Below are 23970 nucleotides of genomic sequence, written 5' to 3' on the forward strand. Positions count from 1 at the left end.
GTGTGCCATGTGAGTGAACGGACGTGGGGTTTCCGGACGCGGGCACTGCATGCCGGCGGGGCACCTGACCCGACCACCGGGGCCAGGGCGGTGCCCATCTACCAGTCGACCAGCTTCGTGTTCGAGGACACCGCGGACGCGGCGAACCTGTTCGCGCTGCAGAAGTACGGCAACGTCTACAGCCGCATCGGCAACCCGACGGTGGCCGCGTTCGAGGAGCGGATCGCCAGCCTCGAAGGCGGGATCGGTGCCGTGGCCACCGCCAGCGGGCAGGCCGCCGAGTTCCTCACGTTCACCGCGTTGGCCGAGGCAGGCGACCACATCGTGTCGGCGAGCGGCCTCTACGGCGGCACAGTCACCCAGCTCGACGGCACGCTGCGCCGCCTGGGCATCTCGACGACGTTCGTGGACGGCGAGGTGGACGCCTACGCGGCCGCGATCACCGACCGGACCAAGTTGATCTACACCGAGGTGATCGGCAACCCGTCCGGCGCCATCGCCGACCTCGAAGGCCTCGGCGAGCTCGCCCGTCAGCACGGGATCCCGCTGGTCGTGGACGCGACGCTGGCGACGCCGTACCTGTGCCGGCCGCTGGAGCACGGCGCCGACATCGTGCTGCACTCGGCGACGAAGTTCCTCGGCGGGCACGGCACGACCCTCGGTGGTGTCGTCGTCGAGTCCGGCCGGTTCGACTGGGGCAACGGCAACTTCCCGCGGATGACCGAGGTCGTCCCGTCCTACGGCGGCTTGAAGTACTGGGAGAATTTCGGCGAGTACGCGTTCTGCACACGGCTGCGGGCCGAGCAGCTGCGGGACATCGGCGCTGTGCTCTCACCGCATTCGGCTTTCCTGCTGTTGCAGGGTGTCGAGACGTTGCCGCAGCGGATGGACGAGCACGTGGCCAACGCGCGCAAGGTGGCGTCCTGGTTGTCCGTCGACGACCGGGTGGCGTGGGTGGGGTACGCGGGGCTGCCGTCGCACCCGCATCACAAGCGGGCGCACAAGTACTTGCCGCAAGGCCCTGGGGCCGTGTTCTCGTTCGGCGTCAAGGGTGGCCGCGCGGCTGGGCAGAAGTTCGTCGAGTCGGTGGAGTTGCTGAGCCACTTGGCCAACGTCGGCGACGCACGCAGCCTGGTGATCCACCCGGCGTCCACCACGCACCAGCAGTTGTCCGACGAGCAGCTCGCCGCGGCAGGCGTCGGCGCGGACCTGATCCGGCTGTCGGTCGGGCTCGAGGACGTCGAGGACATCCTGTGGGACATCGACCAGGCACTCGCACAGGCGGTGAAAGCATGACGTGGCAGGGCCCTTCCGCGGCACGCAGGCGCTCGATCCTGCTGGACACCAAGCGGGTCGCGGTGGTCGGCGCCTCCGCGAACACCGCTCGGCCGAGCTACTTCGTGGCCACGTACCTGCTGTCGTCGACGCGGTACGAGGTGTCGTTCGTCAATCCGCGATTGGATTCCCTGCTGGGCGAACCGGTCTACCCGTCGCTGGCCGACCTGCCGAAACCACCGGACCTGGTGTCGGTGTTCCGCAAGCACGACGACCTCCCCGGTGTCGCCGAGGAGGTCATCGATGCCGGTGGGCGTACCTTGTGGTTGCAACTCGGCCTGTTCCACGAGCCCGTCGCGCGACGCGCCGAGGAAGCCGGGTTGGCTGTCGTGATGAACCGGTGCGTGAAGATCGAACACGCGCGGTTCGCGGGCGGCCTGCACCTCGCGGGATTCGACACCGGCGTGATCTCCTCGCGGCGCAACACGTTCCGCTGAGCAGTCAGGCCTTGTGCGCCTTGGCGACGGCGAAGCAGAACAGGCCGTACGCGGCGAACCCCAGCGCGACGACGAACAGCAGCACGGACCCGAACGTCTGCGCCTGCAAGGTCTTCAACGCGCCGTCCAAGCCCTGCGCCTGGTCGGGTTTCGCGTTGATCGCGGCGATGCCGACCAGGATCCCGATGATCCCGTACGCCACGCCTTTGGCGGTGTGCCCGGCGACACCGAGCGGTTCGGCGGGTTTCGGCAGCTGCGAACGGTCCAGGTCCTCCAGGAACAGCTTCTTCACGCCTCGGCGGACGGCGGCGAAAGCCACACCGAGGATGACGAGCGCGAGGATCCCCACGAGGATCTGACCGAACGGCTGGGCCATCAACTTGGCCGTCCACTCCTGGGTGGACTGGTTGCTCGACCCGCCGCCGCCGGAACCACTGGCGAGTTCGATCGTGTAGATGCCGATCGTCGCCGAGACGAACGCACGGGAGCCCGCGCCGAACTTGCGGAGGAACCGTTTACGGCCCTTCTCCACCCAGGTGTACCCGGTGAAGATCATCAGAGTCTGCCAGAGGGCGTACGCGATCAGACCGACAGCCAAAGCCCATAACAGGACCGGGCCGACCGGCGTTTCGGCGAGTGACCCCACCGCGCCCTTCTGGTCGGCCTGTTCGGAATCGCCGAACGCGACCTGGAGGGCCAGCCACGCGACAAGCAGGTGCACGATGCCGTAACAGACCATCCCGAACCGGCCGAGCACCTGCGTTGCCTTGTGCCTGCGAACATCCACCACGACCATCAACTCCCTTCGCAAAGGGGTTGACGGCATCGGCGATCGGCAAACTACGGCAAACGGTCCTGCCAGCGGGAGACGAACAGAGTACGGCCTTCGTCGGTCAGCGAGCCCCAGAGCCGCAATCTGGCCATGCCGCCGTCCGGGAAGACGTCCAACCGGGCCTGGGTGGCCTCGTGCTGCTCAGTCACCCGGAACAGGTGGCGTGTGTCGGGCTGCAGCCGTTGGCGACTGAGCAGCCCGGTCCACTCGCCCGACGCCTCGGCGCAGCTGACCGACGCCCAGCCGGGCGCGTTTCCCTTGAAGTGGGTTGTGTCCAGTTCGATCAGCCGGATCACCCCCTTGGCCGCCAGCCGCAGCGACACCCAGTCGTTGCCGTCGTCACGGCGCCGCGCGGTCTCCCAGCCCTCGCCCATCACCGCGGCCGGTCCGGGCGCGATCAGGTTGTTGGGCGACGAGTAGAACTTGTTGCTGCAGTCGGCGATCTCCGCACCGTTGGCCAACGCTGCCAGGTCCATGTGGTCGAAGTCGAGGAAGTTCGGGTCGGCGACAGGTGATCCGTGCACACGCAGCCGCGCGACGCCGCCGTCCGGGTAGATCGTCAGCCTGACGTGCGTGTAGCGCTGGGTGTCGGTCACCTCGAAGGCGTTCTTGGTGTCGCCGGCCAGCGGCGAACGCGGCACCACGGTCGTCCACCCGGTCAGCTCGTCCGGGCTGGGGTAACCCTCGGCGCTGCACGCCTCCACGGACGCGTACGGCGGGTAGTTGCCCGTGAAGAACGCTGTGTCGATCACGACGCCCTTGATCACGCCGGGCATGCCGAGCCGGACGATCGCCTGGTCGGCGTCACCCCCGCGGCGGCGCCTGGTCTCCCAGCCGTCGTAGACCTGGCCCTTGTGGCCGAAGGTGTACGTCTGGAAGACGGGCTCGCTCGCCTTGATCAGGTTCTCGCGTTCGGCGAACAGCTCGTCGTTGGCCCACACCACCGAGCCGCCGAACCTGCGGCTGGCCAGGTCCGGGTTGTCGTGAAAAGTCATGCGTCCTCCCTGCCGAGCAGGTCGCCGTGCAGTTCCTCGCCGGTGACCTTGATGCCCCGCAGCCACGTTGACACGACCCGGCCCGCCAGCGGCATGCCGTGGTACGCCGTCACGTGGTTGCGGTGGTGCAACTGCTCGGCTTGGACGACGAAGGCCTCGTCCGGGGCGAAGACGCAGAAGTCCGCGTCGTATCCCGGCTTGATCTGGCCCTTGTGCCGCATCCCGGCGAGCTTGGCCGGCCGGTGCGCCATCCACTCGGCGACGTCGAACACGGTGTGACCGCGGCGGCGGGCCTGCGTCCACACGGCGGGCAGGCCGAGCTGCAGGCTCGCGATGCCGCCCCACGCCTCACCGAAATCGCCGGTGTCGAAACGTTTCAACTCAACGGTCGACGGGGAGTGGTCGCTGACGATGAAATCGATCAGGCCGTCGGCGAGGCCCCGCCACAGCGCCTCGCGGTTGGCCGCGTCCCTGATCGGCGGGCAGCACTTGAACTCGGTGGCGCCGTCCTGGATCTCCTCCGCGACGAACGTCAGGTAGTGCGGGCAGGTCTCCACGGTCAGCTCGATGCCCTCGCGCTTGGCCTCCGCGATCATCGGCAGCGCCTCGGCGGACGCCAGGTGCAGGATGTGCACCCGCGCGCCCGTCTCCCTGGCCAGCGCGATCACCCGCTTGATCGCGTCGTTCTCGGCCACCGGCGGGCGTGAGGCGACGAAGTCCGCGTACTTGCGACCGTGCGGCGACGTGATCGAGTGCTCGTCCTCGGCGTGCACGATCATCAGCCCGTTGAAGCGGTTCATCTCGGTGAGCGCGGCCTCGAACTCCGCGAAGCTCAGGTGCCGGAACTCGTCGACCCCGGAGTGCAGCAGAAAACTCTTGAAGCCGAACACACCCGATTCGTGCATCGGCCGCAACTGCTTGAGGTTGCCGGGGACCGCGCCGCCCCAGAAGCCGACGTCGATGTGCAGCCTGCCCTCGGCGGTCTTGCGTTTGACCTCGAGCGCGTCCACGTCGATGGTCGGCGGGAGGCTGTTGAGGGGCATGTCGAGCAACGTCGTCACGCCGCCCGCCGCCGCGGCGCGGGTGGCGGTCTTGAAGCCCTCCCACTCGGTGCGGCCGGGGTCGTTGACGTGCACGTGGGTGTCCACGAGACCGGGGAGCAGCACCTGGTTGTTGCCGAGTTCGATCACCCGGTCGGCGTCAAGCGCGCTGTTCAACGGTTCGACGGCGACGATGCGCCCCTCCCGTACGCCAACGGTCCCCTCGGTCTCGCCAGCCGAGGTGATCATCCTGCGGGCCCGGAACACCAGGTCCAGCACCTGCCACCCTCTTTCCGCTTCGTGAAACACTTCTCCGGGCTAATGTGGGCCCGTGCCTGCCGTCAACCTGCACCGCTTCAACACGGCCCCAGCCGACGACCTGCGTCCGTTGCTGAGAGATTGTCTCGCGGTGCCCAGATGGGCCGACGAGGTGCTCGCCATGAGACCGTTCGCCGATCGTGCGACGTTACTGTCCGTGGCGAGGTCCCGGGCGAGCGAACTGAGCAACGACGAGCTCCACCTGGCGATGGCCGCCCATCCCCGGATCGGTGAACGCGCGGACGGCGACACATGGTCACGTGCCGAACAGTCCGGAGTAGAGCCGTCACTGGGATCACGTCTGTTTGAGGCCAACCAGCGTTACGAGGAACGGTTCGGACACATCTATCTGGTGTTCGCGTCGGGCCGCGGCGGCGAGGAGCTGCTCGGCGTCCTGGAGCAGCGTCTCGGCAACGACGCCGCCACCGAGCTGCGGATCGTCAACGGCGAACTGGCCAAGATCGCCCTGCGCCGCCTCGAACAGCTGGTGGACTAGGCCGGGTACAGCTCGCCGAGGATGAGCTTGGCCCGGGTGATCAGGTCCGGCCGGGTGCGCTCCAGCACCAGCATGTCGACGTGCGCGACCACGTGGTGCAGCGACGGGGCGCCGGGGGACATGTCCGAACCGCGTTCGGCGACGCGCAGCCAGGCGTCGAGAACGTACTGCGGAATCTCCCGGAATGCCCGTTTCTGATCAGGTCCGATGACGCTTCCCCCGATTGCGGCGCCGGTTGCCGCCGAAGTGCTGGACGCGTTGCCGACCCGGTTGCGCAACGCTTGGACAAGGCGCTGGGCAAGGCGAGTTCGTGGACCGTCGCCGAGTCCGGCACAGTCGTCGTCGACGAGGACACCCGGCTGACGTTCACCCTCACTGACGGTGTCATCGCGACCGCCGCCGATCTGGTGTGTTCGTGGCTTCTCGCGCCGCATTGTCTGCACAGGGCGATCGCCGTCTCGGTCGCCCCGGTCGGCTCCGCCGCGGCAGCAGAACCGTCCGACGAGCCCGTGACGCCATCGACAAAGCTCAAGGCGGCCCACCAGGATGCCGCGAACCTGTTGTGGCAGGCGGGAAGCACTGTCTTGAGGGCCGGTGTGTCGGGCAGTGGCGCGGTGGCCGGGGCGGAGTTGCTGCGCGCGGTTCACGTGGCGCGGCTGGCGGGCCTGCATCGGGCGGCGACGGCTGGGCTGACGGTGGCGGCGAGCTTGCTTGCCGCGCAAACCGGTGACCCGGCATACCGCCGGGCGGATCTCACGGCCCAGGTGCGCGAGCTTTTGTTGGTGTGTCACGGTTTGCGCACAGGTACGGGGGATACGGCTGCCCTGCTCGGAGTTGCTCGCCGTGAGTTTCGCCCAGCGGGCTCGTTGCGGCTGTACGGCTTGTGCACCGAAGCTGTGCTGACGGGATCAGGGTATGCGGGGTCGTGACGCATCTGGTGATGCGACAGGGCGTTTGTGGACGGTTCCCGCGGTCACGCCGGGCGGCGCCGAGCAGGTCCGCGCCGCCGCTGAAGGGCCGGTCGCGGTCGGCGAAACCGGTCTGTCGCATCGGGAACTTTCGCGTGCCGGGCTGCTTCTGCCGTCCGCCAACGTGTCGGATGACGGACGGATCGGCGCAGGAACGTCCGCTCGTGCGGTGGCCGCGAGCGGGGTGGCGCGGACGGAGGATCCGATCGCCCGGCTGTGGGCCGAGCCGCTCGCCGACCAGGCCAGACGGGCATTCGACGCGGACGGCTTGGTTTTCCTGACCGCCGAGGTGGTCGGCGGGACCGGTGCGGCTCTCCGGGTCGTGGCTGACGGTCGCCCGCTGGACCTTGTCGCCGGGTCGGCGGTCGGGTGGGAGAACCTCCGGCTGCTGGCCGGGCGGCCCGGTCTGCGGCTGCTCGTGATCGCCCGGCCGTCGGGCGATCGGCCCGGCACGGCCACCGCGCTCGCCGTCTCCGGTGCCGAGCTGAAGTGGACAGGGCACGTGAACGTGGACCTCGACCGGCTGCAGCGCACTCACGTCGGCGACGCCGAACCTGTTCCCATGGTCGCGGCGGACGTGTCGTCGCCGGTGGAACCGTTGGATCGTTGGCTGGACCGGGTGGTCGGTGGTGGCCGGAGCATGCCGGTGGCCGGGTCACCCGCTCAGGACCGGGCCCGGCTCGCCAGGATGGGTTTGAGCACCACCGCGGAGCTGCTCGGCATGCTGGAAACCACCGCACGCGACCAGGAACGCGACATGTTCGGCAGGCTGATCACGGACACCGGCGACCAGTTCGCTCAGGCGTGACTCAGCGCGTCGGTGTATTCGAGAGCGTTCACCCGCGCGGCCGCGTTGCGCGCGTGGATCAGTGACCAGACACCTGGCCCACCTGGCGACAAGGCGGATTTTTCGTTCGAACACGGATGAGAGTGCCCGCTGGTAGAGCGGTTTCGTGAGCTGGGTCGTGAACCGCGGGCCGATCAGCAGCCGGACGCACTTCTCGTCGCCGATGGCGCATCCCTTGCCGGAGGCGTCGATGCGGGTCGCCCGCGGGTGCCCGAACTGCCGGACGGGCTGTGCACCGGCCTGGTCGAACGCGATGCCCTGCGGCACACCGGGTACGTGCCCGTTGTAAATCAGGAACGCCTGGTCGTACTCGGATTTCTGGCCGTCGGCGACCCAGGTCCGGTGCGCGACGACCGATCGGACGGGCACCGAGCCGAACGGCATCGGGTTGTCCCGGGAACCGGGCACGGAGAGCATCTTCGTCATCCACCGAGATCCGCCCCGATCAGGTCGAGCCCGTGCACGCAATGTCCGGCTGTCACGGCGGTTGAGTCCGCCACCGGTTCCACTGCCGACACCGGTGCGGCGAAGCCGAGTAACGCCGTGAAGGCGGCACCGCCCACCATCGTGTTCCTGATCATGGTCCACAGCGTGCCCGCCTGATGTCAGGGAGTTGTCAGCACAGTGTGGTGCGTTCGTGGTCACCGGCCAGTTGGATGCCTCTCAGCCCGTGGAGTGAGGCGCGATGACCCCGCGGCCAGGCAAGGTGGAGACATGTCGCTACTCACGAAAACGCTTGCCGCAGGGGTGGTGGGCGCAGCAGTGCTGGTCGGGGCACCGGTCACAGCGTCGGCCGCGGCCAAGGTGACGTTCGCGCTCCCGTCCCCGTCCGGGTACCACCAGGTCGGGACGCGGACGCTGCACCTGGTCGACGGCAACCGCGCGGATCCGTGGAAGCCGGACCGCAAGCGGGAACTGATGGTCGACGTCTGGTACCCGGCTGACGACGCGTGGCGCCATCCGAAGGCGAAGTGGCTGCCGGACGGTCTGGTCAGCGAGATCGAGGACTTCGCCGCCGCGCCTCCGGCCAACGTCCCCAAGGGCTCGGTGGACTGGGCGGGCGCGCGCTCGTCCGGTCACCGCGACGCTCCGGTCGAGCGGGGCAAGCGTCCCGTTGTGCTCTACTCCCCCGGTTTCGGCGGGCCGCGGGCCGTGGGGACCACGGCAGTCCAGGATCTGGCTTCACACGGGTACGTCGTCGTGACGATCGACCACACCTACGAGACCACGGTCGAGTTCCCCGGCGGCCGGGTGGAGAAGAACGTCACGATCCCGTGGGAGCAGATGGGCACGGCGTTGGCCGCGCGTGTCGCCGACACCCGGTTCGTGCTGGACGAACTCGGCAAGCAGCGGTGGCTCGACGGCTCGGCGGATCTGCGGCGGGTCGGCATGTTCGGCCATTCGTACGGCGGGTTCACCGCCGGTGAGGCCATGCTGCGGGATCGCCGCATCGACGCGGGCGTCAACATGGACGGCTCGATGTTCCCCGAGTTCGGCGAGGTGGCCAAGCAGGGGCTGGATCGGCCGTTCTTCCTGATGGGCGGGCAGTTCGACATGCCGGACGGCAGTGTGGTCGACCACTCGCCGTTCACGTCGTTCGACGCAAGCTGGGGTCAGTTCTGGGCGAACCAGAAGGGACCGAAGCGTTCCGTGGTGTACACCGGGGCCAGGCACCACAGCTTCAGCGATCTGCAGCCGATCCTGCCGCAGTTGGTGAAACCGCTCGGGTTCCCGGCCGACCACTTCAAGCCGTTCGTCGGGACCATCGACCCCCGTCACTCCGTCCGGGCGCAGAACTCCGACATCCGCCGGTTCTTCGAGCGCCATCTCTAGGACCGGTAGGGTGAGACATGCGTTTCTCGCACTCACCCGAGGTCTGGCGGGGCTTCCCCGCACTGGTGTCCGGGGTGCTCGCCACGGATGGGATCACCCCGGACACCGCTGTCGCCGATCGGCTGGCACCGTTCCACGACATGGCCCGCGCGCGGCTGGCCGAGTCGGCGGAGGGCGAGTTCCCGGAGACCCAGGCGTGGCGGCGGGCGTTCTCGGCGATGGGGTTGAAGCCGACCCAGTACCGGTGTGCCTCGGAGTCGTTGCTGCGCAGGTTCCGCAAGGAGGGCGCGCTGCCGTCGATCCATCCGTTGATCGACCTGTGCAACGCCGTGTCGCTGGCGTACGCGGTGCCGATCGCGGTGTTCGACGTGGCTCATGTCGCGGATTTCCTCGAGGTTCGGCCGGCGACGGGCACGGAGACGTACACGACGTTCGCGGGCGCGGAGGAGCACCCCGAGCCGGGCGAGATCGTCTTCGCGGACGCGTCCGGCACCGCCCATGCGCGTCGTTGGACCAACCGGCAGGCGGCCACGTCCGCGATCCGTGACACGACGTCGTCGGCGCTGATCGTGGCCGAGGCGTTGCACGATTCCGCCCGTGGGGACATCGAGTCGGTGATCACGGCGCTGGCGGACGAACTCGCCGCGATCTGGTCGACCGGCGCCAAGTCCGCGATCCTGTCGGCCGATCAGCGGGCGTTCGAGTACTAGATGTTCGCTTCGACGCCCGTGCCGAGCCGGGCCGCGTCCTGCTCGTCGTGGGCGCCGACGGTCAAGGGGCGTGGTTTCGCGCCGCGGTAGGCCGCTCGTCCCGGGGTCGGTGTGTCGATGAGGCCGATGATCGGCCGTACCGCGTCCTCGGCGCGTTGCCCCAGCAGCGGCGCCATGATCGCCGCTGCGACTTTCATGCCGGTGCCGACCTCGCCCGCGAAGCTGGTGCGGACCAGCCGAGTGGGGCCCCATGTGATGTAGCTGAGCGCGGGATTCTGTTTGGTGGCGAGGATTCCGAGGAGTTCGTTGGCTCGGCGCTGGTGCGCGTTCGATCGCCTGAAGGTGAACCCGTCGGCCATTTCCAGGTCGTCGAAGTCGATGGCGTCCGCGCGGGCTCCGGGGACGGCGGTGTTCACGACCACCGGCTTGTCCGCCGCGGTCAAGAGGTCGGCGAGCCCGGTGACGAACAGGTATTTGCTGAGGAAGAACAGCGACCACGAAGCCTCGTGCCCTTCGGTGGTCACGTGCCGGCGTTGGCGGATGAAGGACGCCGCTAGGACCAGGGCATCGATGCGGTCGTGTTCCTGCCTCAACTGGTCGATCGCGCGACGACTGTCCTGCACGAGGGAGAGATCAGCCGCGATGAACGCGGCGTTGGACGCCGACAGGGCGTCGAACTTGGCGCGACTCCGCCCGATCACCACCACCCGGTCGCCTGCGGCGAGGTAGTGGCGCGCGAGTGCGGCACCCATCCCGTCTGTTCCTCCGGTGATCACGATTGTCCGCACGACATCTCCTTTGTTCCGGAACCTACGTTCCACAACAGCGTACATCAAGACGGAACACAGGTTCCACCTTGCTAGACTCCGGGCATGACGACCGGACGGAGGCAGCGACGCGACGCCGTGGCGAACAAGGAACGGATCCTGACCGCCGCGCAGGACGTCTTCCGCACCCACGGGCTCGCCGTCGACATGCGCGCGGTCGCCGCAGCCGCGGGAGTGGGCGTCGGCACGCTGTACCGGCACTTCCCCACCCGGGAGGACCTGCTGCGGGCGATCACCGGGGACGACTTCGCCGACCTCGCGGACGCGGGACTGCCGGATCAGGGCTCAGCGCTCGACGCGCTCCGCGAGTTCTTCGGCAGGACGCTGCTGCTGCTCATCGCCAACAAGGCCGCCATCGACCTGCTGGCAGGCGGGGCACCCTCGGACGCGGACCTCGAACGATGCCTCGACCATCTCAGAGCCGTCGGCAGCGCGGCCGTCGAACGCTCCGCCAGCGACCACACCCTCGCGCCGGACGTGACCGCGGACGACATCGCCTACCAGCTGCTCGGTCTCATCCGCATCGCGCAGCTCAGGCCAGACCCGGGCACGGTCATGCACCAGGTCGGGCTGGCACTGCGCGGACTGGCCGGCTGAGGCTCAGGACGTTCGCGTGATGTGTTCGGGCCGGACAGGCACACGGCTCAACGCCATGCCCGTCGCGGCCCGGATCGCGGCCACGATCGCCGGGGTGGACGAGATCGTCGGCGGTTCACCGACACCGCGCAGCCCGTACGGCGCGTGCGGATCGGGGCGTTCGAGCACGTCGACGACCATCGGCGGCATGTCGAGCACGGTCGGGATCAGGTAGTCGGTGAACGACGGGTTGCGGACCTTCCCGTCGACCACCTGGATCTCCTCCAGCACCGCCAAGCCGAGGCCTTGTGCCGTGCCGCCGTGGATCTGGCCGAGCACCGCTTCCGGGTTGATCGCGTTGCCGACGTCCTGGGCGCAGGCCAGTTCGACCACCTTCACCAGGCCCAGTTCCACGTCGACATCGACGACCGCCCGGTGCGCGGCGAAGGCGTACTGCACGTGCGCGTTGCCCTGACCGGTGTCCGGGTCGAGCGGGTGCGTCGGGCGGTGCCGCCATTCCACGACCTCGTCGATCACGTCCGTGCCGAGGATCTCAGCGATCCTGGCGCTGTCGAGCGTGACGTCCGTGTGCCCGATTCGTTTGAACAGCTCGGAACGCACGGCGTCGCACGCCGCCCGCAACGCCCCGCCGGTCACGTAGGTCTGGCGCGAAGCGGACGTTGAGCCTGCGTCGCCGACATTGGTGTCCATCGGTTCGACGGTCACCATGTCGATGCCCAGTTCGCTGCGTGCGATCTGCTGCAGGACCGTGACCAGCCCCTGACCGACCTCGGCCGCGGCGGTGTGCACGGACGCCACCGCTGCACCGCCGATCACCGCCAGACGGACCCGTACGGTCGAGTAGTCGTCGAAACCGGCTGAGAAACCGACGTTCTTGATGCCGACGCCATAGCCCACGCCACGGACAACGCCTTCGCCGTGCGTCGTGTTGGACACGCCACCAGGCATGTCGGTCAGATGAGTTCCACTGACAGGCAACGGTTTGTCACGGACGAGCGTCAGCAGTTCGGCGACTGGTGCGGCCGAGTCGACCACTTGACCGGTCGGCATGACGCTGCCCTCGCTCATCGCGTTGCGGATCCGCAACTCGACCGGGTCCATGCCCAGCGCGTCTGCCAGTTTGTCCATTTGCGACTCGTAGCCGAAAGCCGCTTGGACGGCACCGAATCCGCGCATCGCGCCGCAGGGCGGGTTGTTTGTGTAGACGCCCCAGCAGTCCATGGTCACGCTGGGCACGTCATACGGTCCGATGCCCAGCGTGGCCGCGTTTGTCACGACCGCGCCCGTGCTGGACGCGTACGCGCCGCCGTCCAGGTAGATCCGGGACTTGACGTGCACGAGCTTGCCGTCACGGGTGGCGCCGTGCTCGTAGTACAGCCGCGCCGGGTGCCTGTGTACGTGCCCGTAGAACGATTCTTCACGGTTGTACACCATTTTCACCGGCTTGCCGGTGTGCAGGGCCAGCATGCACGCGTGGACCTGCATCGACAGGTCTTCCCTGCCGCCGAACGCGCCGCCGACGCCGGACAGCGTCAGCCGTACCTTGTCCAGCGGCAACCCGAGCGCCACCGCGATCTGGCGTTGGTCGACGTGCAACCACTGGGTCGCGATGTACAGGTCGAGCGAGCCGTCCACCGCGGGTACCGCCATACCGGACTCCGGTCCGAGGAACGCCTGGTCCTGCATGCCGACTTCGTAGTAGCCGGTGACCACCACCTCAGCCGTCACGTCCTGCTGGCCGTTGCGGATCCGCACGTGCTTCACGACGCTTCCGTCGCGCGCCGCGACCTCCATGTCCACGAGTGGGTCGAGGACCTCGTAGGTGACCTCGATCCGGGCGCACGCGCGGCGGGCCGTCTCCGGGTGGTCGGCGGCCACCAGCGCGACGGGTTCGCCTTGGTAGCGGACGACATCTGCGGCCAGCACCGGCTGGTCTGCGTGTTCGAGGCCGTAGATGTTGGCGCCGGGCACGTCTTCGTGCGTCAGCACGGCGTGGACGCCTGGCACTTTCAGCGCCTCGGTGATGGCCACGGCCGTGATCCGGGCATGCGGATGCGGGCTGCGCACGGTGGCGCCCCACAACATGTCCTCGTGCCAGAGATCCGAGGAGTACGCGAACTCGCCGCGGGCTTTCAGGGCCCCGTCGGGACGTTGTGCGTTCGTGCCGATGCCGCCGCGCGTGGTGGCTGTCGCCGGAATGGTCAACTAAACCGCCCTTCTGTGGTACGCGCGCAACACGTCCATGGAGAGACCCGTTGCCTGGGTGATCTCCTCGGCCGTCGCCGCCCCACAGTCCACACTGCGCAACAGCGACGCCGAGAGCGCTTGCGCAGTGGCTGGTTCGTCGAGTACTCCACCAGCCGCGCGTTCGGCGTACGCGGCAAGTCGTCGTGCGTCACGGTCCAGGCTTTCCCGGTAGTAGCCGAACACGGCCGCGTACCGGGAGACCAGCTGCGCGGGGTGCATGTCCCAGCCCTGGAAGAAGCCGTGCTCGAGCGAACGCCGGACCAGTCCGTAGTGGATGCTCCACGCGGCGAGCACGTCCTGGGTGTCGCCGACCGGCAGGACGTTGCTCGACCCGTCGGACAGGCGGATCCCGGTTCCGGCCGCGCAGACCTGCATGACGTGCCTGGCGAAGTCGCACGCGTGGTGCCCGAGGTGCTGCTGCCCGGCGCCGAGGCCGACGGCTGCCGTGTAGTCGTAGGTCCCGAAGTGCAGCCCGACCACGCGGTCACCACCGGCCGCGATGAACGCGGGGATGGCGAGCCGCCCATCGCTGTCCACAATGGATTGAGTGGTCTCCACCTGGATCTCGAAGGTCAGCGAGCCGCGCCACCAGCCGAGGCGGTCCTCGAACGCGCCGAGCAGCTCGGCGAAGACCTCGACCTGTTCGGCCGCGGTGACCTTGGGGAACGTGATCACGAAGCCGGGCGGCAGGTCACGCAGCGTCGCCAGGAAGATGTCCAGCGTCCGGATGCCGCGGTCGCGCAGCGCGGGCGTGTCGAACGACTTGATCCGCAGCCCGGTGGAGAACGGCGCGATGCCTTCGGCGTGCCAGCCGGCCAGGCAGCCCGCCGCGTGCCGGGCGTCGTCGTCCTCGGTTGCCGGTGCGCCGTAGCCGTCCTCGAAGTCGATCCGCAGGTCCTCGACCGGCTCGCGGAGCAGTTTCGTCTTGACCCGGCCGGCCAGGCCGGGTGCCAGGTCGAAGCCGTGCTCCTCGAAGGCCGCAAGCGCTTGCTCGCCCCAGTCGCGCGGGGTGGCAGTCCCGACCCGCGAGGCGGGTACGTAGCAGGTGTGCACCGGCTGGCGCCCGCCGCGGCCACCCGGGTACCGCGCCGCCCGCCGCTGGTCCACTTCGGACAGGCGAGCGGTGAGCGACGCGACGGCCGGTCCGTCGAGCAGCATCAGTCGATCTTCGCGTACGCGGGCAGCGTGAGGAAGTCCACGAAGTCGTCGGCCAGCGCGACCTGGTCGAACAGCTCCGCGGCCGCGTCGAGGTGCGCGAGACCGTCCAGTTCCTTGCGGACCTCGGCGAGAACCTCCCGGACCAGCTCCGCGGTGACCGTCGCGCCCGTGTCCAGCACGACGCCGTTGCGGACCCACTGCCACACCTGGGCACGGGAGATCTCGGCCGTGGCCGCGTCCTCCATCAGGTTGTGGATCGCCGCCGCGCCGTTGCCGCCCAGCCAGGACGCGATGTACCGGACACCCACGTCCACCGCGGCGCGCAGGCCGGCGTCGGTGGCCGAACCGGGGGTCGCGGAGACGTTGAGCAGGTCGTCAGCGGTCACCGAGACCTCGTCACGGGTCTTGTCCAGCTGGTTGGGCTTGTCGCCCAGCACGCCGTCGAAGACCTCCTGGCAGACCGGCACCAGGTCGGGGTGCGCGACCCACGAACCGTCGAACCCGTCGCCCGCCTCGCGATTCTTGTCGTCACGGACCTTGTCCAGTGCCTTCGCCGTGACGTCCTGGTCGCGGCGGTTGGGGATGAACGCGGCCATCCCGCCCATCGCGAACGCACCGCGCTTGTGGCACGTACGCACGAGCAGTTCGGTGTACGAGCGCATGAAAGGCGCGGTCATGGTGACCGAGTTGCGGTCCGGCAGCACGAAGTCCTCACCCGCGTCCCGGAAGTACTTGATCACGCTGAACAGGTAGTCCCAGCGGCCCGCGTTCAGGCCGGAGGCGTGCTCGCGCAGCTCGTAGAGGATCTCCTCCATCTCGAACGCGGCCGGGATGGTCTCGATCAGGACGGTCGCCCGGATCGTGCCGTGTGGCACGCCCAGCTCACGCTGCGCGTGCGTGAACACGTCGTTCCACAGCCGCGCCTCGAGGTGGCTTTCCATCTTGGGCAGGTAGAAGTACGGTCCGCTGCCGCGTTCGAGCAGCTCTTTCGCGTTGTGGAAGAAGTACAGGCCGAAGTCGACGAGCGCGCCCACCGCGGGCCTGCCGTCGAACTCCAGGTGGCGCTCGTCGAGGTGCCAGCCGCGCGGGCGCATGACGATGGTCGCGTGCCTGCCCGGCTTGAGTTTGTACCGCTTGCCTTCGGGCGTGGTCAGCTCGATCGTCTCGCGGACGGCGTCGTACAGGTTGACCTGGCCGCCGACCACGTTGTCCCAGTGCGGGGTGTTCGCGTCCTCCAGGTCGGCGAGCCACACCCGGGCGCCCGAGTTCAGCGCGTTGATGGCCATCTTGCGTTCGGTCGGGCCGGTGATCTCCACCCGCCGGTCGGTCAGGTCGGCCGGCGCGGGCGCGACCCGCCAGTCCGCCGAGCGGACCTCGGCGGTGCCGGGCAGGAAGTCCAGCCGCCCGGTCCGGGCGGCTTCGGCGCGGCGCTCGGACCGCTTGGCCAGCAGTTCGTCTCGTCGGGCACCGAACGCGCTGTGCAGGCCGGCGAGGAACTCGGTGGCCCCAGGCGTCAGGATCCGATCAGAATCGGGCAAGGGAGTGCTCCTTTCTTCTGCACTTCGGACTATAATTTTTGGATAGCGGAACTTCAACGTGACGAGGAGACGGCATTGGCCCCAGGGACCAACGGCGGCGTGCAGTCTCTGCAGCGCGCTTTCGACCTGCTGGAAGGCCTGGCGGACGCGGGCGGCGAGGCCAGCCTCTCCGAGCTGGCGACGTCGTCCGGCCTGCCCATGCCCACCATCCACCGGCTGATCCGCACGCTGGTCGCGCTCGGCTACGTCCGCCAGCACCCCAACCGCCGCTACGCGCTGGGCTCGCGCCTGATCCGCCTCGGCGAGAACGCGGGACGCCAGTTCGGCACGTGGGCCAGGCCGCTGCTGGCGGATCTGGTCGACGAGGTCGGCGAGACAGCGAATCTCGCGGTGCTCGAACACGACGAAGTGGTCTACGTCGCCCAGGCGCCGTCGCGGCACTCGATGCGGATGTTCACCGAAGTCGGCCGCCGCCTGCTGCCGCACGGCACAGGCGTGGGCAAGGCGATGCTGTCCCAGATGGCACCCAATGACGTCCGCGAGCTGCTCAAGCGCACGGGAATGCCCGCGTACACGCCGAACACGTTCCAGGATCCCGAGCTGCTGCTGCGCCACCTCGCGGAGGTCACCACGCGCGGCTACGCCATCGACGAGAGTGAGCAGGAGCTCGGCGTGCGCTGCATCGCCGTTCCCGTCAAGGGCACGCCCAGCCCGGCCGCCATCTCCGTGTCCGGCCCGGAGGGCAGGCTGACCGACGAGATCGTGCCGAAGGTCGCCCCGATCGTGCAGCGGATCGCCGAGGCGATCTCGGAAACCCTGCACACCCGCGCGTCGGGCTGAAACCGATGATTTGACATCCCGAAACAATTGTCGATACTTTTTATATACACCCGCCGGCCATGCCGGGTGAATATCACAGCTGATTACTCCGAACATCGGATTGAGCAGCCGTTCCCACTTTATCAGACAGCCTCTGAGCTGCACTGACTCCAGTGAACTCACACCGGTTTAACACAAGATCATCGGTTTGAGAACCACTTTGCGACATTGTGCAAAACGGTCATCCGAGGCGTCTCCTGGCCACAAGGATCGGGGGCCTGGGGGGTTTGCCTTAGCTGGAGGGGCACAACCGAATGATTCGAAGAAGACACCGGCTGGCGGGAGTGGGGATCGCGTTCGCGGTCACTGCCGGCCTGGTCACGGTCACCGCGCCGGTCGCGGCGGCCGATCCCGACCCCGTGTGGTCGGCACAGCGTGAGAAGTCCATCCCGGTCCGGACCGTACCCGCGCAGCAGTCGAGCGGGCCGGACGCCGCGGAGGAGAAGGCGCTCAGGGGCTCGCCGAAGGTCGAATGGCCCAAGCCTTCCGTCACCGAAGTCGGCGCGCAGCAGCGCACCGCAGCCGCACCCGGCCCGATCCGGGTGTCCCGCAAAGAAACCGCAGCGGCACGGGCGAGCAACGACGTCATCCGCGTCGAGGTGCTCGACAAGCGGCTCGACGGACCCGCGTTCCGGGTGGCGGGCGCGGCGAACCAGCCGCTGTCGGTCGAGGTCGACTACTCCGGTTTCCGCGACGCCTTCGGCGGCGACTGGGGCAACCGCCTCAAGCTCGCCGTGCTGCCGGACTGCGCGCTGACCACACCGGAAGCTGTTGACTGCCAACCCAAAACCGTCAGCACACGCAACGACGGCAACGGCACACTCGCCGCGGACGTGACACCGCAGGCGAACCAGCTGTTCGCGGTCACCGCGGGCCCGTCCTCGGGTGCGGGTGACTTCCAGGCGTCCACGCTGTCGCCGGGTTCGACCTGGTCGTCGGGCGCGTCGTCGGGCGACTTCTCGTGGCGGTACGAGTTGGACGCACCGCCCGCGCTGGACGGCCCCGACCCCGACATGTCGCTGTCGTACTCGTCCGGCTCGGTGGACGCGCACACCTCGGCGACGAACAACCAGCCGGGCTGGGCCGGTGAGGGCTTCGACTTCAACCCCGGCGGCTACATCGAGCGCCGGTACGCGAGCTGCTCAACGGACACCAAGGACAGCAACAACTCCAAGAAGACCGGCGACCTGTGCTGGCGTACCGACAACGCCACGTTGCAGCTCAACGGCAGCGGAGGCGAGCTGGTCCGTGACGACGCCACGGGTGCGTGGCGGCTGCGCAGCGACGACGGGTCGAAGATCGAGCGTGTGTCCGGCAAGGACAACGGCGACAACGACGGCGAGTCGTGGAAGATCACCACGAAGGACGGCACGCAGTACTTCTTCGGCCTCAACAAGCTCCCGGGCTGGACCACCGGCAAGGCGACCACGAACTCCACGTGGACCGCGCCGGTGTACGGCAACCACTCCGGTGAGGACTGCTACAAGGCCGGGTCGTTCGACACCTCGTGGTGCCAGCAGGCGTGGCGGTGGAACCTCGACTACGTCGTGGACGCCAACGGCAACACGATGAGCTACTTCTACAAGACCGAGACCAACAACTACGCCCGCAACATGACCGCCACCAAGGTCAGCGGCTACGTGCGGGACGGCTACCTCGAACGCATCGACTACGGCCAGAAGGACGGCGAGGTCTACACCAAGCCCGCGGTCGGCCAGGTCGCCTTCACCGTCGCCGACCGGTGCATCCCGGGCAGCGAGTGCGTCACGAGCAAGCCGCAGAACTGGCCGGACACCCCGCTCGACCAGCAGTGCACCAGCACGACCAACTGCAACAACAAGTTCACCCCGACGTTCTGGTCGCAGAAGCGGCTGGCGAAGGTGACCACCAAGGTGTGGAACGCGGGCACCTTCAAGAACGTCGACGAGTGGACGTTCACCCACTCCTTCCCGGCCCCGGGCGACGGCACCAGGGCCGGGATGTGGCTGGCGTCGATCAAGCGGACCGGCCTGGTCGGCGGCACCGCCGCACTGCCGGAGGTCAACTTCGACGGCGTCCAGATGCCCAACCGGGTGGACGGCATCGAGGGCATCCCGCCGATGAACTGGTGGCGGCTCAAGGCGATCCGCACCGAGACCGGCGGCGAGATCGCGGTGAACTACCTGCCCAAGGAGTGCGCCGCGCCGGGCAACCTGCCGGTGGAGGACAGCAACGCCAAACGCTGCCACCCGCTGAAGTGGACGCCCGACTCGCTCGACGACCTCGCCAAGGAACGCTTCGACTGGTTCCACAAGTACGTCGTCTCGGACGTGACCGAGAAGGACCTGACCACCGGCCTCGCGCCGCAGGTCACCGAGATGAAGTACGTCGGCACGCCCGCGTGGCACCACGACGAGGAAGACGGCCTGATCCCGGCCGAGCGCAAGTCGTGGTCGCAGTGGCGTGGTTACGACCGGGTCCAGACCCTCAAGGGCCAGGCCGGCGGCGAGCGTGAGCAGACCGAGACGCTGTTCTTCCGCGGCATGGACGAGGACAAGACCTCCGCTGGTGGCGTGAAGGACGTCAAGGTCGTCGACTCCAACGGGGTCGCGATCGACGACAGCAACGAACTCGCCGGTGCCGAGCGGGAGAAGATCACCTACGACAAGGTCGGCGGCAAGGTCACCGAGCGGTCCATCAGCGACCAGTGGGTGTCCGCACCGACCGCGACCCGGGTCCGCAGCTGGGGAACCACCAAGGCACGCAAGACCGGTGAGTCCGCGATCCGGCAGACCGAGGTGCACCCGGACGGCACGCAGTTCAAGTCGGGCGCCAACAACGCCTTCGACGACAACGGCCTGCTGATCCGGTCGGAGAACCTGCACGACCTGGCCAACCCGAACGACGACACGTGCACTCGGTACAGCTACACGCACAACCCGCAGACATACGTCCTGGACGTGGAGTACCAGGAGGAGACGGTCCGGGTCGCGTGTGACAAGACGCCCAACCTGCCCGCGGACCTCGTCGACGTCGAGCGTACGTACTACGACGACAACGAGACCCTGGGCGCGGCACCGGTTCGTGGTGAGCCGACGCGCCGTGACGAGCTCAACGGCTGGGCCAACGGCGCGCCGACGTTCAAGACCGTCGGCCGCACGAAGTACGACAGCTACGGTCGTGCCGTCGAGGCGTATGACGTGTTCGGCAAGAAGAGCACGACGACGTACGAGTCCAGTGTGGGCGGTCCGCTGACCAAGGTCACGACCACCAACCCGCTCGGGCACAAGTCAAGCACCGAGTACGAGCCCGCGTGGGGCGAGCCGACCGCGATCACCGACACCAACGGCAAACGCACCGAGAAGGTCTTCGACCCGCTCGGCCGCGTGACCAAGTCGTGGCTGCCGGGCCGCAACCGCTCGCAGAGCCCCAGCACCGAACACAGCTACCTGGTGCGCGCCAACGGGCCCAACGCGGTCATCAACAAGACGCTCCAGCCCGACGGCCAGTACGTCACCGATATCGACCTGCTCGACGGCCAGATGCGTGAACGGCAGTCGCAGGACCCCGCACCGGGTGGCGGTCGTGTCATCACCGACACGATCTACGACTCGCGTGGTCTCGAAATCAAGACGAACGGCCCGTACTACAACGACGCCCCGCCCGGCACCGACGTGGTCGCGCCGGACGAGGCGATGCTGCCCGCGCAGACCGTGTTCGAGTACGACGGCCAGGACCGTCTGACAGCCGAGATCTTCAAGGTCGAAGGCGTCGAGAAGTGGCGGACCACGCACTCGTACGCGGGCGGCCGGTACGACGTCGATCCGCCGGACGGGGCCACCCCGACCAGCAAGATCATGGACGCCGAGGGCAGGCTCGTCGAACTGCGCCAGTACAAGGGCAAGTCGCCGGCCGGGGAGTACGACAAGACGACGTACACCTACACCCCGCACGGCCAGCTGGAGACCGTCACCGACCCGGCGGGCAACGTGTGGCGGCACGAGTACGACCTGCTCGGCCGTGAGGTCAAGACGACCGACCCGGACCGCGGTGTCACCGAGTTCACGTACGACGACGGCGACCAGGTCGCCACGAAGAAGGACGCCAAGGGCAACGTGCTGGCGTTCGCGTACGACGAGATCGGCCGCAACACCGCGATCCACGAAGGAACACTGGCCGGGCCGAAGCGTGCCGAGTGGACGTTCGACAAGCTGGCGGACGGCACCCCGGTCCCGGGCGTGTCGGTGTCGTCGACGCGGTACGTCAACGGCAACGCGTACACCCAGTCGATCACCGGTGTCGACGCGGGGAACCGGCCGACCGGGATGACGATCAACATCCCGCAGTCGGAAGGGAAACTGGCCGGGTCGTACAAGTTCTCGACCACCTACCGGCAGGACGGTGACGTCGCCACGGCGACGATGCCCGCAGCGGGTGGGCTGACCGAGGAGACGCTGACCTACGGCTACAACAGCCTCGGTCTGCCGACCACGTTGTCCGGCAAGACGTCGTACGTCACCAACACCACCTACACCCCGTACTCGGAGCCACAGCAGGTCACGCTGTCCGCGGGTGGCAAGTGGGTCAAGCGGTCCGCCGAGTACGAGATCGGTACCCGACGGCTGCTGCGTACCGTGACCGAGCGCGAGACGCCCGGCCGGACGGTGGCGAACACGCAGTTCACCTACGACGCGGCAGGCAACATCACCCGGATCCACAACCAGCCGGGCGCCGACACCGGGGAACCGGCCGACACCCAGTGTTTCCAGCAGGACTACCTGCGCCGGATGACCGGTGCGTGGACTCCTCGTGACGGGAACTGCGGCACGCCACCGAGTTCGGCGAACCTCGGCGGCCCTGCGCCGTACTGGCACGGGTGGACCTACGACAAGGCCGGCAACCGGACCAGCGAGACCAAGGTGACACCGGACGGCAAGACCACGTCCAGCACCTACTCGTACCCGGAGCCCGGCCAGGCCCGTCCGCACGCAGTGCAGAAGGTGACCACGAACGGGCCGCAGGGCACGAAGGTCGACGACTACGGCTACGACCCGAACGGCAACACCACCGCTCGCAAGGGCCAGGCCCTGGAGTGGGACCTCGAAGGCCAGCTGACCAAGGTCACCGAGGGCTCGAAGGTCACGTCGTACCTGTACGACGCGGACGGCGAACGCCTGATCCGCCGTGACAGCACGGGAACCACGCTGTATCTCGGCACCACCGAGGTCCTGCTCACGCCCGCGGGCGTGGCGCAGGGCACGCGTCACTACGTGCACGACGACGAGACCATCGCCGTCCGTACCGCCGACAACCGGCTGCACTGGCTGGACCCCAACCACGTCGGCACGGCCGAGGTCACGATCGACGAGCAGACCCAGGAAGTGACGCGCCGCCGGACCGACCCGTTCGGCTCCGTGCGTGGCGGCGCCCCGGCGTCGTGGCCGAGCCAGCAGGGTTTCGTCGGCGGCACGATCGACGCCGACACGGGCCTCACGCAGGTCGGCGAACGCGCGTACGACCCGTCGACGGGCAATTTCATCTCAGCGGACCCGGAGATCGACTACACCGAGCCGCAGCAGATGAACGCGTACGCCTACGCCAACAACAACCCGACCACGTACTCCGACCCGGACGGCCGGTTCTGGGTGATCGTGGCACGGGTGGTCGCGGTCAAGGTGCTCGTGCCGGTGCTGAAACGGTTCGTCGTGCCGGTGCTCAAACGCGTGATGGTCTGGGTCGGCAAGAAGATCGTGCAGGGCCTCGCGTGGCTGGCCAAGAAGATCGGCATCAAGTGGGTGCAGGTGGCCCGCTGGGTGACCGTGATGGTGGTCAAGACCGTGCGGGTCTGGGTGCCGAAGATCATCAAGAAGATCCAGAAGTCCAGGGTTTGGAAAGAAGCGAAGAAGAAGATCGCCAAGTGGATCGGCAAGAAGAACGTCCAGCGCATCAAGAAGGCGATCCAGAAGGTCAAGCGCGTCTACAAGAAGATCAAGGAGAAGATCAAGAAGAAGCGGGAGCAGCCCAAGAAACCCCGCAAGAAGCAGAAGGAGAAGAAGCGCGAGCCCTCGCCGGAGCTCGTCGCGACCGGCAAGAACACCACGGTCGGGCCGCAGGTGAACCCGAGGAGAGCCGGTCACGACTTCGAACTCGACGGGGACGACGTCCTGCCGCAACCGAACAAGAAGGGCGAACACCTCGGCCAGTCCACGTTCGACAACGAGGACGCGCTGGCGCGCAACACCAGCGGCGGTCCGATGTGGCGCCTGCCCCGCGGCACGCAACTGCCGGAAGGCCTCGACTGGGTGAACGACAACAACCCGCCCGGTCACCACACGATCTACGCCACTCGCCGGATGCCGTTCAGCGAGTACAAGGCGAAGATCGAAGGCCTGCCGTGGGAGTATGTGCGGAAAATCAAGAGCACGAAACCCAAGGGATGAGCAGTGGACAAAGCTGACAAGGCGTGGAAAGCGCTTGAGCGTGCCACTGCGGCCTACCGTGACGCGGGCGACGCGGTGCTGGCGGACGACGACCTGGTGGCGAGGCTGCGTGCGGTCTTCGCCTCGGGTCGCAGCCACCAGACGGCGTTGCGGCTGATCGGGGATCGTGCGGCCGAGCGGCCGGAACTGGTTCAGGCGCTGCTGCCGGAACTGTTCCACGCGGCGCTCGGCGAGTCGCCGTCCGCGGCCCGTGCCAGGTCCATCCTGGCGGGACTGCGCCCGGACATGCGTGATCCGCAACTGGAGGCGCTGGCTTCCCGTGAGATCGCGAACCCGGATCCGGACAGGTGGGAGGAGCTGCGTGCGCTCGCCGTCCTGCTGGAGGACGTCGGCAGGCTGGACATCCTCGTGTTCCTGAAAGAAGCGGTCAAGGACTCCCCCGAGGAGGCCCTGCGCTGGATAGCCGAGGACTTCCCCCGCTACAGCTGACAAAA

At 68.1% G+C, this 23970-nt stretch carries 20 protein-coding genes; 11 read left to right on the plus strand and 9 right to left on the minus strand.

The window, feature by feature from the left end:
- Positions 1-9 precede the first annotated feature (9 nt).
- Positions 10-1296 carry an O-acetylhomoserine aminocarboxypropyltransferase/cysteine synthase family protein gene (locus AOZ06_RS44815; protein WP_054294930.1) on the plus strand — a complete coding sequence of 429 codons (1287 nt, stop codon included), beginning with the start codon at positions 10-12 and terminating at the stop codon, positions 1294-1296.
- Entirely contained in the window at positions 1293-1772 is a 480-nt protein-coding gene (locus AOZ06_RS44820; protein WP_054294931.1) for a CoA-binding protein, read from the plus strand. Before AOZ06_RS44815 ends, AOZ06_RS44820 begins: the two co-directional genes overlap by 4 nt.
- Positions 1773-1776: 4 nt before the next feature.
- Here the strand turns inward: AOZ06_RS44820 and AOZ06_RS44825 are convergent, their stop codons facing one another.
- The 3 genes from AOZ06_RS44825 to allB are packed head-to-tail and all read right to left on the minus strand — an operon-like array spanning position 1777 to position 4915.
- The gene (locus AOZ06_RS44825; protein WP_054294932.1) at positions 1777-2568 is read right to left on the minus strand and encodes a DUF1206 domain-containing protein; all 792 of its coding nucleotides are present in this window, start codon (positions 2566-2568) and stop codon (positions 1777-1779) included.
- Positions 2569-2612: 44 nt separating this feature from the next.
- Entirely contained in the window at positions 2613-3599 is a 987-nt protein-coding gene (gene alc / locus AOZ06_RS44830; RefSeq protein WP_054294933.1) for an allantoicase, read from the minus strand.
- The gene (gene allB / locus AOZ06_RS44835) at positions 3596-4915 is read right to left on the minus strand and encodes an allantoinase AllB (RefSeq protein WP_054297393.1); all 1320 of its coding nucleotides are present in this window, start codon (positions 4913-4915) and stop codon (positions 3596-3598) included. Before allB ends, alc begins: the two co-directional genes overlap by 4 nt.
- 55 nt (positions 4916-4970) lie before the next feature.
- Between allB and uraD the strand changes: the two genes are divergently transcribed.
- Positions 4971-5453 carry a 2-oxo-4-hydroxy-4-carboxy-5-ureidoimidazoline decarboxylase gene (uraD, locus tag AOZ06_RS44840; RefSeq protein WP_054294934.1) on the plus strand — a complete coding sequence of 161 codons (483 nt, stop codon included), beginning with the start codon at positions 4971-4973 and terminating at the stop codon, positions 5451-5453.
- On the opposite strand, the gene AOZ06_RS60910 is transcribed toward uraD, so the two are convergent.
- Positions 5450-5731, minus strand: a complete 282-nt coding sequence (locus AOZ06_RS60910) for a hypothetical protein (RefSeq protein WP_063810222.1) — start codon at positions 5729-5731, stop codon at positions 5450-5452. The two genes, uraD and AOZ06_RS60910, sit on opposite strands and share 4 nt — an antisense overlap.
- Before the next feature lie 3 nt (positions 5732-5734).
- Here AOZ06_RS60910 and AOZ06_RS60915 point away from each other — a divergent pair, with 3 nt between their 5' ends.
- Together AOZ06_RS60915 and AOZ06_RS60920 are read left to right on the plus strand one after the other, a co-directional pair.
- Positions 5735-6382 (plus strand): hypothetical protein, encoded by a 648-nt coding sequence (locus AOZ06_RS60915; protein WP_063810223.1) that lies wholly within the window; start codon positions 5735-5737, stop codon positions 6380-6382.
- A 25-nt stretch (positions 6383-6407) separates the two neighbouring features.
- Positions 6408-7229: a hypothetical protein gene (locus AOZ06_RS60920; protein WP_063810224.1), complete on the plus strand. Its 822-nt coding sequence runs from the start codon at positions 6408-6410 to the stop codon at positions 7227-7229.
- A gap of 461 nt (positions 7230-7690) precedes the next feature.
- On the opposite strand, the gene AOZ06_RS57400 is transcribed toward AOZ06_RS60920, so the two are convergent.
- On the minus strand, positions 7691-7849 hold the full coding sequence (locus AOZ06_RS57400; protein WP_157233590.1) for a hypothetical protein: 159 nt from the start codon (positions 7847-7849) through the stop codon (positions 7691-7693).
- 133 nt (positions 7850-7982) lie between these two features.
- Between AOZ06_RS57400 and AOZ06_RS44850 the strand changes: the two genes are divergently transcribed.
- Both AOZ06_RS44850 and AOZ06_RS44855 read left to right on the plus strand, forming a co-directional pair.
- Positions 7983-9101 (plus strand): alpha/beta hydrolase family protein, encoded by a 1119-nt coding sequence (locus AOZ06_RS44850; protein WP_083472351.1) that lies wholly within the window; start codon positions 7983-7985, stop codon positions 9099-9101.
- Positions 9102-9118: 17 nt separating this feature from the next.
- Complete coding sequence (locus tag AOZ06_RS44855) at positions 9119-9811, plus strand: B3/B4 domain-containing protein (RefSeq protein ID WP_054294935.1); 693 nt, start codon at positions 9119-9121, stop codon at positions 9809-9811.
- Here the strand turns inward: AOZ06_RS44855 and AOZ06_RS44860 are convergent.
- Positions 9808-10599 carry an SDR family NAD(P)-dependent oxidoreductase gene (locus tag AOZ06_RS44860; RefSeq protein ID WP_054294936.1) on the minus strand — a complete coding sequence of 264 codons (792 nt, stop codon included), beginning with the start codon at positions 10597-10599 and terminating at the stop codon, positions 9808-9810. The genes AOZ06_RS44855 and AOZ06_RS44860 overlap by 4 nt on opposite strands.
- A gap of 84 nt (positions 10600-10683) precedes the next feature.
- Here AOZ06_RS44860 and AOZ06_RS44865 point away from each other — a divergent pair, with 84 nt between their 5' ends.
- A complete protein-coding gene (locus AOZ06_RS44865; protein ID WP_054294937.1) occupies positions 10684-11235 on the plus strand; it encodes a TetR/AcrR family transcriptional regulator in 552 nt (183 codons plus the stop codon).
- A gap of 3 nt (positions 11236-11238) precedes the next feature.
- Here AOZ06_RS44865 and AOZ06_RS44870 read toward each other — a convergent pair whose 3' ends face one another.
- The 3 genes from AOZ06_RS44870 to aceB are packed head-to-tail and all read right to left on the minus strand — an operon-like array spanning position 11239 to position 16178.
- A complete protein-coding gene (locus tag AOZ06_RS44870; protein WP_054294938.1) occupies positions 11239-13440 on the minus strand; it encodes a molybdopterin cofactor-binding domain-containing protein in 2202 nt (733 codons plus the stop codon).
- On the minus strand, positions 13441-14640 hold the full coding sequence (locus tag AOZ06_RS44875) for a DUF6986 family protein (protein WP_054294939.1): 1200 nt from the start codon (positions 14638-14640) through the stop codon (positions 13441-13443).
- Positions 14640-16178 (minus strand): malate synthase A, encoded by a 1539-nt coding sequence (aceB, locus tag AOZ06_RS44880; RefSeq protein ID WP_169799072.1) that lies wholly within the window; start codon positions 16176-16178, stop codon positions 14640-14642. Before aceB ends, AOZ06_RS44875 begins: the two co-directional genes overlap by 1 nt.
- Before the next feature lie 99 nt (positions 16179-16277).
- On the opposite strand from aceB, the gene AOZ06_RS44885 reads away from it, so the two are divergent.
- The 3 genes from AOZ06_RS44885 to AOZ06_RS44895 all read left to right on the plus strand — a co-directional run bounded on the left by AOZ06_RS44885 (position 16278) and on the right by AOZ06_RS44895 (position 23965).
- Positions 16278-17018 carry an IclR family transcriptional regulator gene (locus tag AOZ06_RS44885; RefSeq protein WP_417999921.1) on the plus strand — a complete coding sequence of 247 codons (741 nt, stop codon included), beginning with the start codon at positions 16278-16280 and terminating at the stop codon, positions 17016-17018.
- A gap of 293 nt (positions 17019-17311) precedes the next feature.
- On the plus strand, positions 17312-23476 hold the full coding sequence (locus AOZ06_RS44890; RefSeq protein WP_083472353.1) for an RHS repeat domain-containing protein: 6165 nt from the start codon (positions 17312-17314) through the stop codon (positions 23474-23476).
- Positions 23477-23479: 3 nt separating this feature from the next.
- Positions 23480-23965: a hypothetical protein gene (locus tag AOZ06_RS44895; protein ID WP_054294942.1), complete on the plus strand. Its 486-nt coding sequence runs from the start codon at positions 23480-23482 to the stop codon at positions 23963-23965.
- Positions 23966-23970: the final 5 nt, after the last annotated feature.

This window comes from Kibdelosporangium phytohabitans (assembly GCF_001302585.1).
Classification (GTDB): Bacteria; Actinomycetota; Actinomycetes; order Mycobacteriales; family Pseudonocardiaceae; genus Kibdelosporangium; species Kibdelosporangium phytohabitans.